The organism is Streptomyces sp. NPDC103540, from assembly GCF_055584445.1.
Genome location: NZ_JBVJMA010000006.1, coordinates 100632 through 113268, shown reverse-complemented (window position 1 = coordinate 113268; position 12637 = coordinate 100632). Strand labels below are relative to the sequence as shown.

Genomic DNA, 12637 nt, shown 5'->3' with positions numbered 1-12637 from the left:
TTGAAGTCACGGCGGTCGTACCGGCGTCCACCGATCCGCCCGCACCACGACCTCCAGGGAGACGAAATGACCAGTCCGACCCCTCCGCCCCCTCCGTGCGGCACCAAGCCGGGCCCGCTCTCACCACCCGCCGCGACGCCGCGCGGCCTGTTGTCCGATGCCCAGTTCAACGACGTGCGCGCCACCGTCCTGGACAACAACCCGGGCATGGAGGCCGAGATGGCGGGCAGGCTCGTCGTCGAGGCTCTCAAGTTCGTCGCGGCGGCGGCACGGTTCCCCACCGTGCGAATCGCCCCGACCCGTGAGGTCGACGAGGGATGGCACGCCCTCATCCTCCACACGCACCTGTACACGAGCCTGTGCGCCAGGCTGGGGCGGCCCGTCCACCACTACCCGGAGCGGCCCGACGAAGGCCGTCACGACCCCGACGTCATGACCCGCACGGTCGCCCTGATCGAGCAGGCCGGATACGCCCCGGACGCCGAGCTGTGGGGCGGCCCGAAAAGGTCCCTGGTCGCCGTCGCCGCGAACTGCTCGCACACCCCGGTCCCGGGCGGGTGCGGGCCGATCAACCCCGGTGGCTGCGCGACGCACGGTTGCTCCAGCGGTGGCGGCGGGGAATAGGATCGACGCCCCCGAACGAGAGGTGCGGACATGGACGCGGAACACGCCCTGGAGATCCACACGGCGATGCGCCGGTACGGGATTCCCGGCGCGGTGGTACCCGCGGACCCGGCGGTTCCGTCCGGGCCCTGGCTCATCGCCGCGCAGGACACCGTTCCCCGGCGGGACATCACGGGCCACGTCCTGCTGCGCCTCGCCGCGGCGGGCGCACGGCAACCGCGGCGCGGGTTCGTCGTCGCACGCTGACCCGCGAACAGCGCCCTCCGGCCGGGGCGGGCAGCCGCGTCCGCGGCTTCGATCCCGTCCCGACCCGGCGCGCTCGGGGTGCCCGCCGCGAGGGCGGGCACCCCTCGCCGTCAGCCGGCCGCCTCCGCGCGGCGCCACTCCGCGGCGTAGTCGTCGAAGATCCCCCTGAGGTGGTGGCCGATCTTCAGGTAGTCCAGGTCGTCCAGGTTCGCCAGGGAGACGCGTACCGACCATTCGGGGCCGTCGAAGCCGCCCCCGTTGAGCAGTACCACCGAGGTCTGTTCGGCGAGCCGGAACAGCGGGTCCACGGGCTCGTAGTTCTTCTCCAGGAAGGCGGCGAAGTCCTTGCCGTGGGTGCGCTCGGCCTCGGCGAGCAGGTCCAGCTCGATGTAGTAGCCGGCCCGCCGGTCGTCGTCGCTGATCTTCATCTGCGCGCCTTCGAGGAGGAGGTCGAGGCGTCGGTGGACGATCGCGCGGATGCGTTCCTTGTAGGCCTGGCCCTCGGCCATCAGGTCGAAGAGGGAGAAGAGGGTCATCATCGCCTGCTGCGGCAGGGAGAGCCCGGCCGTGTGGTTGAGGGCCACCGAGCGGGAGTCGGCCACGAGGCGGTCGATGAAGCGGATCTTCTCGGGTTCCAGGCTCAGCGTGCCGTACCGCTTGGCCAGGCGGTCCTTGTGCTCCCGCGGGAAGCCGGCGATCATCTCGTCGATGACGTTGTCCTCGTGCAGCCCGATGACGCCGAGGCGCCAGCCCGTGCACCCGTAGTGCTTCGAGTACGAGTACACCAGCAGGGTGTTGCGCGGCAGCTCGGCGGCGAGCGAGCGGAAGCCGGGCACGAAGGTGCCGTACACGTCGTCGGTGACGATGATCAGGTCGGGGTTGGGGCCCGCGACGATGTCCTTGATCTGGTTCGCGACCCGTTCGCTCAGGGCCAGGGAGGGCGGGTTGCTCGGGTTGACCAGACAGACCAGCCTGACGGCGGGGTCGGCGAGCTGGGCGACCTGGTCCTCGGGGTAGCGCCATTGGCGCACGCCGGTCTCGGCGAAGAGGTTCGCGGAGACGTTGACCACCTCGAACTCGAAGGTGTCGAGTTCGGGGATCTCGATGTACGGGGTGAACACCGGGGTCATCAGGGCGATCTTGTCGCCCTTGTGGAGGACTCCGTTCTTCATCAACGAGTCGAAGATGTAGCACATGGCGGCGGTGCCGCCCTCGGTGGCGAAGAGGGAGAGCGTGTTGTCCCCCGGGGGGCGCTTGTCGAACATCTCGTCCGCGAGGTACCCGCGCACCACGTGCTCCGCGTGCGTCAGCATCCGGTCCGGTACCGGGTAGTTGTCACCGGTGATGGCATCGGTGAGCTCGTGGACGAACGCGTCCTTGTCGAACGGCCAGCGCGACAGCGCGTACGCGACGCACGCGGACAGCATCTCGACACCGGGCAGCTCCGGGTGGCGTCGGACCCAGGAGTCGAAGCGGTCGCCGATGCCCGCCTTCTCGGGCATGCCGCCGAGGTTGTCGGCGGTCCACACCCGACGCGATTCGTCGAGCGCGAAGTAGCCGAGCGCGTAGAAGGCCTCGCGCGGACCCGTCGCGATCCAGTTGGGGTTGCCGCGACCGGCGTTGAGCATGGCGCGGGCGGTGGTGTCCTTCTGCCCCGGCTTCTCCTCCTGGGCGGCGGTGGCGAGCTGGATGAACTTGTCCTTCAGCTCGAAGGGGCTGAGCTGCGCGAAGGACTGGATCTCCTCGCGGCTGAAGCTGGTCTCCGGCACGGTGGTTCCTCGGGTCGGCGCCGGCGGACCGGCGTTCGTCGGGGGAAGGGACGCTGTGATGGGTGGTCAGTGGGTGAGGAGCACGATGACCGCGCCCCAGATGGTCAGCAGCACGTTCCCGATCGCGTACGGGATGGTGTACCCGAGCACCGGCACCTGTGACCTGGACTGTTCGTTGACGGCGCCGATGGCCGCCGTCGTGGTCTGTCCGCCGGCGAGGACGCCCATGAGGATCGGGAAGCGGATCCTCTGGACGTGGTGCCCGACGAGGAAGCCCACGATCAGCGGGATCACGGTGGCGATCGCGCCGAAGACGAGCAGTCCCCAGCCGGCCGTCGCCAGGCCGCTGGTGAAGCCGGGGCCGGCGTTGAGACCGACGACCGCCACGAACAGGCACAGCCCGAAGGTGTCCATGAACCACTGGGCTCCGGGCGGGACGTTGCCGAACGTGGGGTACCTGCCCCGGATCCAGCCGAAGACCAGGCCCATGATCAGCGCGCCGCCGGAGGTCGACAGGGAGATGGGGACCCCGCCGGCCGTCAGTGCGGGGATGCCGACGCAGCCGCCGAGGAAGATGCCGGCCCCGACCCAGATCATGTCGGTGGCGAAGCTGGTCGGCACGGGCTTGCCGATCGCCGCTCCGGCGGGGTCCACGAGCCGGGCGGGCCCGGAGAGCACCAGCGTGTCCCCCCGTTCCACCTTCGTGGAGAGGCGGTAGGGGAACTCGGCGCCCGAGCGGTACACCCGGTCGATGAACACGCCGACCATGAAGGGCTCCTGGCGCAGCTCCGCGATCGTCTTGCCGAGGCACGCCTTCTCGGAGGCGACGACGTGGAGGCTTTCGGTGCGGTAGCCGAGGAGTTCGACGTCGTCGGTCTCCGCGCCGATGTGGGTGCGGGCGTCGAACTCGACGAGCGAGCCGCGCAGCGCGCTGACGGCGACCACGTCGCCCTCGCGCAGCACGGTCTGCTGGGTGTGGTCGAGGATCTGTCCGTCACGCCGCACCCGGGTGAGGTAGATCCGGCGGTCGAGGGCCTTCTGCTGCTGTTCGAAGTCCTCGATGGTGCGGCCGACGAGGTCGGGTCGCTGGAGGGTGTAGGCCCTCAGGACGACCTCGTAGTAGCCCTCGCGCAGGTCCGGATCGTCCTCGGGAGCGTCGAGCTCCTTGGCCAGCAGCGCGCTCTCGGCGGCGAGGTCGCGGCGGTAGAGCCGGGGCAGCACGTTGGCGAGCAGCATGGCGCACAGGATGGTGCCGAGGGGATAGGTGACGGCGTACCCGACGGCGACGAGGTTCTCCTGCTCCTTCATCTGGTCGGGGGTGAGGCCGGGGAGGTTGCCGATCGCGTCCTGGGCGACGCCGATCACGGCCGACTGGGTGAGCGCGCCGCCGAGCAGCCCCGCGCTGAGCCCGGGCCCGTAGCCGAGGAGGACGGCGAAGCCCCAGGAGACCAACAGGCCGGTGACGCAGACGACGACGGCGTTGACGACCTGGGGCAGCCCGTCCTTCTTCAGGCCCCGGAAGAACTGCGGGCCCACCTTGTAGCCGAGCGCGAAGAGGAACATGGTGAAGAAGAGGTTCTTCACGGTGCCGTCGATGGTGATCTTGAACTGTGCCCCGAGGAGCAGGCCCACGACCAGGCAGCCGGTGACGGCGCCCAGCGCGATGGCCCGCCACCGCAGCTTGCCGGCGAGGAAGCCCAGGGCGACCGTGAGGAACACGAGCAGTTCCGGATGGGGCGCGAAGACGTTCCGGTCGAGAAAGTCGATCATGGATTGCCCTCCGGCGTTCAGGCTCCGAGGATGCCGACGAGGATCGGACCGGTCAGCGGCAACAGGAAGTTGGAGAGCGCGTAGGTGATCGTGTAGCCGAGCATGGGCACCGAGCTCTGGGCGACCTGGGTGACCGAGGTGATGGCCGGGGTCGAGCACTGCTGGCCCGCGATGGCGCCGATCAGCAGCGGGGGCTCGATCCCCAACAGCTTGCGGCCGACGAAGAGGGAGAGCGTGGCCGGTACGAGGACCATGGCGATGCCCGCGAAGGGCAGCAGGGCCCCGTACTCCTTGAGCAGGGGCCAGGCCTGCGGGCCGGAGGTGAGCCCCGTGCAGGCGATGAACACGGCGAGGCCCATGTCCTTGATGGTGGTCGCGGCCTGGGGCGGGAAGGCCCCGAAGGTCTGCCTGCGGGAGCGGAACCAGCCGAAGAGGAGCCCGGAGATCAGGCAGCCGCCGCCGGTCCCGAGCGAGAGCGGGACCCCGCCGAAGCGGACCACGATCTGGCCGAGGAGGGAGCCGGCGGCGATGCCGAAGCCGAGGTAGATGAAGTCGGTGGCGTCGTTCTTGGCGACGGTGCCGATCTTCGCGACGATCCTGGACAGCCCGCTGCGGGCGCCGACGAGGGTGACGACGTCGCCGCGCTGGATGACCGTGTCCGGGGTGGCGGGCAGGGTCTGGTCGCCGCGGAGCACCTCGGTGACGTACACCCCCGAGCGGGAGAACTCGGGGTGCTCGCGGACGATGCGGTCGATCGTCTGCCCCGACACGGTGGCCTTGGTGACCGCGATCTGGCTGGTGGCCAGCGGGGTGTCCACGCCGGGGATGCCGGGGGTCTCCGGGCCGATCGCGCGGCCCGCCTCGATGGTGTTCGCCCGCCTGCCGACGAGGAGGACCAGGTCGGAAAGGGTGAGTTCGAGCTCCGGGTACGGTTCGAGGGTCTTGGAGCCGCGTTTGACGGCCTCCACCGTGACGCGACCGCCGAAGTCGGATTCCAGGTTCCCGACCGTACGTCCGTCGGCCAGGGTGACGAGGTAGGTCCGGCCGACGAGACCGGGGAGGGCCTCGCGTTCGTCGCCCTCCAGACCACCGCCGCTGCCGCGCATCCGCTCCCACAGGTCGCGCGAGGCGTCCCTGAGGTTGATCCGCAGCAGCATCGGCATGATCTGGCTCGTGTAGATCACGATGGTGACCAGGCCGAAGAGGTAGCAGACGGTGTAGGCGGTCGCCACGTGACCCTGGTAGGTCTCGATCTGGTCCGCGCTCAGGCCCGGCAGTTTGCCGATGGCCTCGCTCGCCGTGCCGACGACCGCGGATTCGGTGGCCGCGCCGGCCAGGATGCCGGAGGCGGTGCCCACGTCGAGGTCGAAGGCCTTGGCCAGGAAGTAGGCCAGGGTCAGGACGGAGACCAGCTCGATCAGGCAGAGCGTGAAGAAGCGCAGGCTCTTGCGGTTGAGGTTGGCGAAGAACTGCGGTCCCGCCAGGTAGCCCAGGGCGAAGATGAACAGGGCGAAGAAGATCGTCTTGACGTCCGCGTCGATCTGGATCTTCGCCCAGGCCCCCAGCAGGAGGGAGACGATCAGCGTCCCGCAGATGCCGCCCAGGGTGATGGGGCCGACGCGGAGCTTGCCGACGAGGTAGCCGACGGCGAGGCAGAGGAAGAGCGCGAGTTCGGGATGGTCGCTCAGTACGCCCACGAGCGCTCACCCCGCTCCGCGCCGCGGCCGGAGGGTCGGGACGAAAGTACGGACATTCGTCCACGTTGGCCCGGCGGGCGGGTGACCGCCCGCCGGGCTCGGCCGTCCGGGTCACGCGGGGCGTCGCCCGCGCGCCCGTTCGCGGGCTCGACCGTCCGGGTCAGCCCGCCGGGTACGGGTCCTCGTACAGCGCCTCGATCAGCGGGCCGTACTTCTCCCGGACCACCCGGCGGCGCAGTTTCAGCGAGGGGGTCAGTTCACCCGACTCCGGGCCCCACTCGCCCTCCAGAACCCGGTAGCGCTTGATCTGCTCGGTGCGGTTGAGGCGGGCGTTGGCGGCCTCCACCGCGCGCGCGACCTCGGCGAGCACCTCGGGGTGCGTCGCCAACCCGTCGGGGCCCTGGACCTCGATGCCCCGGGCGGCGGCCCAGACGGGGGCCAGTTCGCGGTCCAGGACCAGCAGGGCGACCAGGTAGGAGCGGCCGTCGCCGTGCACCAGGGCCTGGCCGATCAGCGGGTGTTCCTTGACGGTGTTCTCCACCAGCGCCGGCGAGACGTTCTTGCCGTTGGAGGTGATGATGAGTTCCTTCTTGCGGTCGGTGATCCACAGGAAGCCGTCCTCGTCGATCCGGCCCACGTCCCCGGTGGGGAACCAGCCCTCGGCGTCGGTCGCGGCCTCCACCGTGCCGTCGGGGCGCAGGTAGCCGTCGAAGACGGTCGCGCCGCGCGTGAGGACCTCCCCGTCCTCGGCGACCTTCAGCTCCAGGCCCTCGATGGGGCGGCCCACCGAGCCCAGCCGGAACCCGTCCGGGCTGTTGACCGTGCACACCCCGGCGGTCTCGGTCAGCCCCCAGGCGTCCATGATCGTGATTCCCCAGCCCGCCCAGAAGCGGACCACGTCGATCGGCATCGGCGCGGTGGCGCTGGCCGTCCACACCAGCCGGTCCAGCCCGGCCAGTCCCAACAGCGGATCGAGCACCGCCTCCTTGACCCGGGCGTACGAGGCCTCCAGCGCGGCCGGCACCTCCTCCCCGCGTTCGCGGTGCCCGGCGACGGAGCGCGCCACGTCCCCCGCCTCGGCGATGGCCCTCTGCTGCTCCTCGGGGAGCCGCGCCAGGACCGCCCGTACGCCCGCGGCCAGCTTCTCCCAGACCCGGGGCACCCCGAAGAACTGCACGGGTCGCAGCTCGCGCACGGCGACGGCCACGGTGGTCGGGTCGGCGACGAGGCGGACGTGGGCGGCGCGCAGCAGGGGGAGGTAGATGCCGAGGATGCGTTCGGCGATGTGCGCGAAGGGCAGGTAGCAGATGTGCTCGGCGTGCTCGGGGAGGTCGACGTTGCGGTCGAGGCGGACGGTCTGGAGCAGGATGTTGCGGTGGGTGAGGCGGACCCCCTTGGGGTCGCCGGTGGTGCCCGAGGTGTAGACGACGGTGAGGGGGTCCTCGGGGCGGCTCTCGCGCCAGGCCTTCTCGAAGGCGTCGGCGCGGTGCGCGCGGGCGCCGGCGGCCCGGACGGAGGCGTAGGCGCGGTGGGGTCCGGCGTCGGCGGGCTCGGCGACGACGAGCCGCTCCAGCGGGGTCGCGGTGTCGGCCAGCAGGGGTTCCCAGCGGGCGAGTTCGCGGGCGCCCTCGACGACGGCCAGCCGGGCCCGGCTGTGGCGGGCGATGTGGGCGACCTGGTCGGGCGCGGAGGTTCCGTAGACGGTGACGGGGACGGCGCCGAGGTGGACGAGGGCGAGGTCGCTCAGCCAGTGCTCGGGACGGTTCCCCATCATGATCAGCACGTGGTCGCCGCGGCCCACGCCGAGGGCGCTGTAGCCGGCGGCGAGGTCGGCGACCTCGCGGCGGACCTCGCCCCAGGTGAGGGTGGTCCAGGCGGTGCCCTCGCGCCAGGAGAGCGCGGGCAGCTCCGCGTGTTCCTCCGCGTTGCGGGCGAGCAGGGTCGGGAGGGTGAGTTCCTCGGGTCGTCCGGGGAGTCGCAGGTTCGTGGTCATGGGCAGCTCCTGGCCGTTTCACATCGTTGGTGCGACAGCAATACTGTTGAACCCAAGCTGTGGAGCAGAGAGCGAGGAGCGGACGATGACCGACCGGGCGACCGAGCCGATGCTCACCGTCGACGAGCTGGCGTCGAAGGCCGGTGTCACCGTCCGCACCGTACGGTTCTACAGCACGCGCGGGCTTTTGCCCCCTCCCGTGATCGGAGCCCGTCGTGTGGGGCACTACGGTCCGGAGCACCTGTCGCGCCTCGCGCTGATCGAGGAGTTGCAGCACCAGGGCATGACCCTGTCGGCGATCCAGCGGTACCTGGACGCGCTGCCCGACGACCTGAGCGCGCACGACCTGGCGATCCACCGGGCGCTGGTGACCACCTGGGCGCCCGAGGGGGCGCGGGAGTTCTCGCGGGCGGAGCTGGAGCGCCGGGCCGGACGGAACCTCGCGGACGGTGACCTGCGCAGGTTGGCGGCGATGAACGTGCTGGCGGCCTCGGGGGACGGTTTCCGGGTGGACGTGGGTCTGCTGCGGCTCGGCGTCGCGCTGCTGGACGTGCCGATCGCGCACGAGACGATCCTCGCGGCCCGCGAGGTGCTGCTGGAGCACGCCCGGACGGCGGCCCACCAGCTGACGGCCCTGTTCCGCGACGAGGTGTGGAGTCCGTTCACCGAGGGCGAGGACGATCCGGAGCGCGTGGAGTCGATGAAGGCCCTGTCGGCGCACATGCAGCCGATGGTGGTGCAGGCCCTGGTGACGGCGTTCCAGCGGTCGCTGAAGGAGGAGTTGCGGGCGGCGTTCGTCGCGGAACCGGAGCCCGGGGGCGGCGACTCGGGGCGGTGACCGCTCGGGCCGTGACCGCTCGGGGCCGTGACCCCGCCGCGCGCCGTGACGTCTCCGGGCCGTGCGGCCCGCCCCGTGGGGGACGGACCGCACGGCCGGGGGCCCGCCCGGCCCCGGGCGGGGCCGGGCGGGGCCGGCGGGGCCGGGCGGGGCCGGCGGGGCCGGGCGGGGCCGGGCGGGGCCGGGCGGGGCCGGGCGGGGCCGGCGGGGCCGGGCTCAGTCGGCGTACGTCTCGCCGCGCTCGGCCTTCGCGACCAGGGAGGCCGGCGGGGTGAAGCGCTCGCCGTAGCGGGCGGCCAGCTCGTTCGCCCGGGCCACGAAGCCGGCGGGGCCGCCCTCGTAGCCGTTGATGTACTGGAGCACGCCGCCGGTCCAGGCGGGGAAGCCGATGCCCATGATGGAGCCGATGTTGGCGTCGGCGACGGAGGTGAGCACGCCCTCGTCGAGGCAGCGGACGCTGTCCAGGGCCTCGGAGAAGAGCATCCGCTCCTTCATGTCCTCGAAGGGCACGGCCCCGGCGGGGTCCTGCCCGGCCGGCTTCGCGAAGTGCTCGCGCAGGCCCGGCCACAGGCCGACGCGCTTGCCCGCCTCGTCGTACTCGTAGAAGCCGCCGCCTCCGCTGCGGCCGGGACGGCCGAACTCGTCGACCATGCGGTCGATGACCGTGTCGGCGGGGTGCTCGCTCCAGGCACGCCCCTCGGCCTCGAAGGCCTTGCGGGTCTCGTTGCGGATCTTGCGGGGCAGGGTCAGGGTGAGCTCGTCCATCAGGGAGAGCACCTTGGCCGGGTAGCCGGCCTGGGCGGCGGCCTGCTCGATCGAGGCGGGTTCGACGCCCTCGCCGACCATGGCCACGCCCTCGTTGATGAACTGGCCGATGACGCGCGAGGTGAAGAAGCCGCGCGAGTCGTTGACCACGATCGGGGTCTTGTCGATCTGCCGGACCAGGTCGAAGGCGCGGGCGATGGCCTCGTCGCCGGTGGCATCGCCCTTGATGATCTCCACCAGCGGCATCTTGTCGACCGGCGAGAAGAAGTGCAGGCCGATGAAGTCGGCGGGACGCGAGACCCCTTCGGCCAGGCCCGTGATGGGCAGCGTCGAGGTGTTGGAGCACAGCAGCGCGTCGGGGGCGACGACGTCCTGGATCTCCTGGAAGACCTTGTGCTTGAGGGCGGTGTCCTCGAAGACGGCCTCGATGACGGCGTCGCAGCCGGCCAGGTCGGCGGCCTCGGCGGTCGGGGTGATCCGGGCCAGCAGTTCGGCGCGCTTCGCCTCGGTCGTACGGCCCCGGGAGAGGGCCTTGTCGAGGAGCTTCTCCGAGTACGCCTTGCCCTTCGCGGCGGCTTCCGGGGTGACGTCCTTGAGCACCACCTCGATGCCCGCGCGGGCACAGGAGTAGGCGATGCCGGCGCCCATCATCCCGGCGCCCAGGACGGCGACCTTGCGGACCGCGCGGGGCTCGACGCCCCGCGGGCGGCTGCGGCCGGCGTTGACGGCCTGGAGGTCGAAGAAGAACGCCTGGATCATGTTCTTGGCGGTCTGGCCGGTGACCAGCTCGGTGAAGTACCGGGCCTCGATGGTCAGCGCGGTCTCGAAGTCCACCTGGGAACCCTCGACGGCGCAGGCGAGGATGTTGCGCGGCGCGGGGTACGGGGCCCCGTTCAGCTGCTTCTTCAGGTTCGCGGGGAAGGCCGGCAGGTTGGCGGCGAAGCGCGGATGGGACGGGGTGCCGCCGGGGATCCGGTAGCCGGGGACGTCCCAGGGCTGCTGCGACTGCGGGTTCGCGTCGATGAAGGCGTGCGCCTTGGCGAGCATCTCCTCGGGCGTGGCGGCCAGTTCGTGGACGAGGCCGTTGTCCAGGGCCCGCTTCGGGTCGTACCGGTTGCCCTGGAGCAGGACCTTGAGCAGCGCGTCGGCGATGCCCATGAGGCGCACGGTGCGGGTGACGCCGCCGCCGGCCGGGAGCAGGCCGAGGGTGACCTCGGGCAGGCCGATCCTCGATCCGGGGGCGTCGAGGGCGACGCGGTGGTGGGAGGCGAGGGCGATCTCGTAACCGCCGCCGAGGGCCGCTCCGTTGATGGCGGCCACGACCGGCTTGCCGAGGGTCTCGATGCGGCGCAGGGAGCGCTTGATCTCGGTACCGGTGTCGAAGGCGATCCGGGCGTGTTCGGGGCGCAGCCCGATCATGTCCTTGAGGTCGCCGCCCGCGAAGAAGGTCTTCTTGGCGGAGGTGTAGATGATGCCGCGGATCGAGTCCTTCTCGGCCTCGGCGCGGTCGGCGATGGCCGCGATGGAGTCCTTGAAGGCCTGGTTCATCGTGTTGGCGGACTGGTTCGGGTCGTCGAGGATCAGGGTGACGACGCCGGTCTCGTCCTGTTCCCAGCGGATCGTGGTGGACTCGCTCATGGTCACTGCTTTCGTTTCGGAAGGTCCGGGGAGGGGATGCAGGACGGTTCAGACGCGTTCGACGACGGTCGCGACGCCCATGCCGCCGCCGACGCACAGGGTGACGAGCCCGTAGCGCTTGTCCTGGCGCTCCAGTTCGTCGACGACGGTGCCCAGCAGCATCGCGCCGGTGGCGCCGAGGGGGTGGCCGAGCGCGATGGCGCCGCCGTTGACGTTGACCTTGTCGAGGGTGATGCCCATGTCCTTGACGAAGCGCAGGACGACGCCGGCGAAGGCCTCGTTCATCTCGATCAGGTCGATGTCGTCGATGGTCAGGCCGGCCTTGGCCAGGGCCTTGCGGGTGGCCGGGGCGGGGCCGGTGAGCATGATGGTGGGCTCGGAGCCGGAGACGGCGGCGGAGACGATCCGGGCGCGGGGGCGCAGACCGCCCCGCTCCCCCGCCTCGCGGGTGCCGATGGCGACGAGGGAGGCGCCGTCGACGATGCCGGAGGAGTTGCCGGCGTGGTGGACGTGGTCGATCCGCTCGATCCAGTGGTACTTCTGGAGGGCGACGGCGTCGAAGCCGCCGAGGTCGCCGATGTCGGCGAAGGAGGGCTTGAGCCGGGCCAGGGAGTCGGCCGTGGTGCCCGGGCGGACGAACTCCTCGTGGTCCAGGACGACCAGGCCGTTGCGGTCGGTGACCGGGACCACGGACTTCGCGAAGCGGCCCTCCTTGATGGCGTTGGCCGCGCGCTCCTGGGAGAGGGCGGCGTACTCGTCCACGTCGCGGCGGGAGAAGCCCTCGATGGTGGCGATGAGGTCGGCGCCGATGCCCTGCGGCACGAAGCCGGTGTCCCAGTTGGTCATGGGGTCGGCGAACCAGGCCCCGCCGTCGGAGGCCATCGGGACGCGGGACATGGACTCGACGCCGCCCGCGAGGACGAGGTCCTCCCAGCCGGAGCGGACCTTGGCGGCGGCCAGGTTGACGGCCTCCAGGCCGGAGGCACAGAAGCGGTTCTCCTGGACGCCGGCGACGGTGTCGGGGAGGCCCGCCGCGATGGCCGCGATCCGGGCGATGTCGGAGCCCTGGTCGCCGACCGGGCCGACGACGCCCAGCACGATGTCGTCGATGGTGCCCGGGTCCAGTCCGGGGTTGCGCTCGCGCAGGGCGTGGATGAGGCCGACGACCAGGTCGATCGGCTTGGTGCCGTGCAGGGCGCCGTTGGCCTTGCCGCGGCCGCGCGGGGTGCGGATCGCGTCGTATACGTAAGCTTCGGTGCTCACTGGTCAAGCCTTTCGCAGGGTTCCGAGGGGGAGG

Annotated in this window: 9 protein-coding genes; 3 read left to right on the top strand and 6 right to left on the bottom strand. The window is 71.3% G+C overall.

The features are described from left to right. Nucleotides 1-66 precede the first annotated feature (66 nt). The gene (locus ACZ6ZI_RS16335; protein WP_469520858.1) at nt 67-624 is read left to right on the top strand and encodes a glycine-rich domain-containing protein; all 558 of its coding nucleotides are present in this window, start codon (nt 67-69) and stop codon (nt 622-624) included. Nucleotides 625-654: 30 nt separating this feature from the next. Beyond that, the gene (locus tag ACZ6ZI_RS16330; protein ID WP_469520855.1) at nt 655-870 is read left to right on the top strand and encodes a hypothetical protein; all 216 of its coding nucleotides are present in this window, start codon (nt 655-657) and stop codon (nt 868-870) included. A 110-nt stretch (nt 871-980) separates the two neighbouring features. On the opposite strand, the gene ACZ6ZI_RS16325 is transcribed toward ACZ6ZI_RS16330, so the two are convergent. The 4 genes from ACZ6ZI_RS16325 to ACZ6ZI_RS16310 form a co-directional block, all read right to left on the bottom strand. Then, nucleotides 981-2639, bottom strand: a complete 1659-nt coding sequence (locus ACZ6ZI_RS16325; protein WP_469520852.1) for a bifunctional aspartate transaminase/aspartate 4-decarboxylase — start codon at nt 2637-2639, stop codon at nt 981-983. 66 nt (nt 2640-2705) lie between these two features. Continuing rightward, entirely contained in the window at nt 2706-4409 is a 1704-nt protein-coding gene (gene aspT / locus ACZ6ZI_RS16320; RefSeq protein ID WP_469520850.1) for an aspartate-alanine antiporter, read from the bottom strand. Nucleotides 4410-4426: 17 nt separating this feature from the next. Beyond that, the gene (gene aspT / locus ACZ6ZI_RS16315; protein ID WP_469520848.1) at nt 4427-6106 is read right to left on the bottom strand and encodes an aspartate-alanine antiporter; all 1680 of its coding nucleotides are present in this window, start codon (nt 6104-6106) and stop codon (nt 4427-4429) included. A 160-nt stretch (nt 6107-6266) separates the two neighbouring features. After that, nucleotides 6267-8099 (bottom strand): AMP-dependent synthetase/ligase, encoded by a 1833-nt coding sequence (locus ACZ6ZI_RS16310; RefSeq protein WP_469520847.1) that lies wholly within the window; start codon nt 8097-8099, stop codon nt 6267-6269. 85 nt (nt 8100-8184) lie between these two features. On the opposite strand from ACZ6ZI_RS16310, the gene ACZ6ZI_RS16305 reads away from it, so the two are divergent. Further along, nucleotides 8185-8937: a MerR family transcriptional regulator gene (locus tag ACZ6ZI_RS16305; protein WP_469520844.1), complete on the top strand. Its 753-nt coding sequence runs from the start codon at nt 8185-8187 to the stop codon at nt 8935-8937. A 216-nt stretch (nt 8938-9153) separates the two neighbouring features. Here the strand turns inward: ACZ6ZI_RS16305 and ACZ6ZI_RS16300 are convergent, their stop codons facing one another. Both ACZ6ZI_RS16300 and ACZ6ZI_RS16295 read right to left on the bottom strand, forming a co-directional pair. Then, entirely contained in the window at nt 9154-11340 is a 2187-nt protein-coding gene (locus tag ACZ6ZI_RS16300; RefSeq protein WP_469520840.1) for a 3-hydroxyacyl-CoA dehydrogenase NAD-binding domain-containing protein, read from the bottom strand. 48 nt (nt 11341-11388) lie between these two features. After that, nucleotides 11389-12603 carry an acetyl-CoA C-acetyltransferase gene (locus ACZ6ZI_RS16295; RefSeq protein WP_469520837.1) on the bottom strand — a complete coding sequence of 405 codons (1215 nt, stop codon included), beginning with the start codon at nt 12601-12603 and terminating at the stop codon, nt 11389-11391. Nucleotides 12604-12637 lie beyond the last annotated feature (34 nt).

Coding starts and splice junctions, on each gene's coding strand:
- ACZ6ZI_RS16330 (WP_469520855.1), top strand. CDS start 655: ATGGACGCGGAACACGCCCTGGAGATCCACACGGCGATGCGCCGGTAC.
- ACZ6ZI_RS16305 (WP_469520844.1), top strand. CDS start 8,185: ATGACCGACCGGGCGACCGAGCCGATGCTCACCGTCGACGAGCTGGCG.
- ACZ6ZI_RS16335 (WP_469520858.1), top strand. CDS start 67: ATGACCAGTCCGACCCCTCCGCCCCCTCCGTGCGGCACCAAGCCGGGC.
- aspT (WP_469520850.1), bottom strand. CDS start 4,409: ATGATCGACTTTCTCGACCGGAACGTCTTCGCGCCCCATCCGGAACTG.
- ACZ6ZI_RS16310 (WP_469520847.1), bottom strand. CDS start 8,099: ATGACCACGAACCTGCGACTCCCCGGACGACCCGAGGAACTCACCCTC.
- ACZ6ZI_RS16300 (WP_469520840.1), bottom strand. CDS start 11,340: ATGAGCGAGTCCACCACGATCCGCTGGGAACAGGACGAGACCGGCGTC.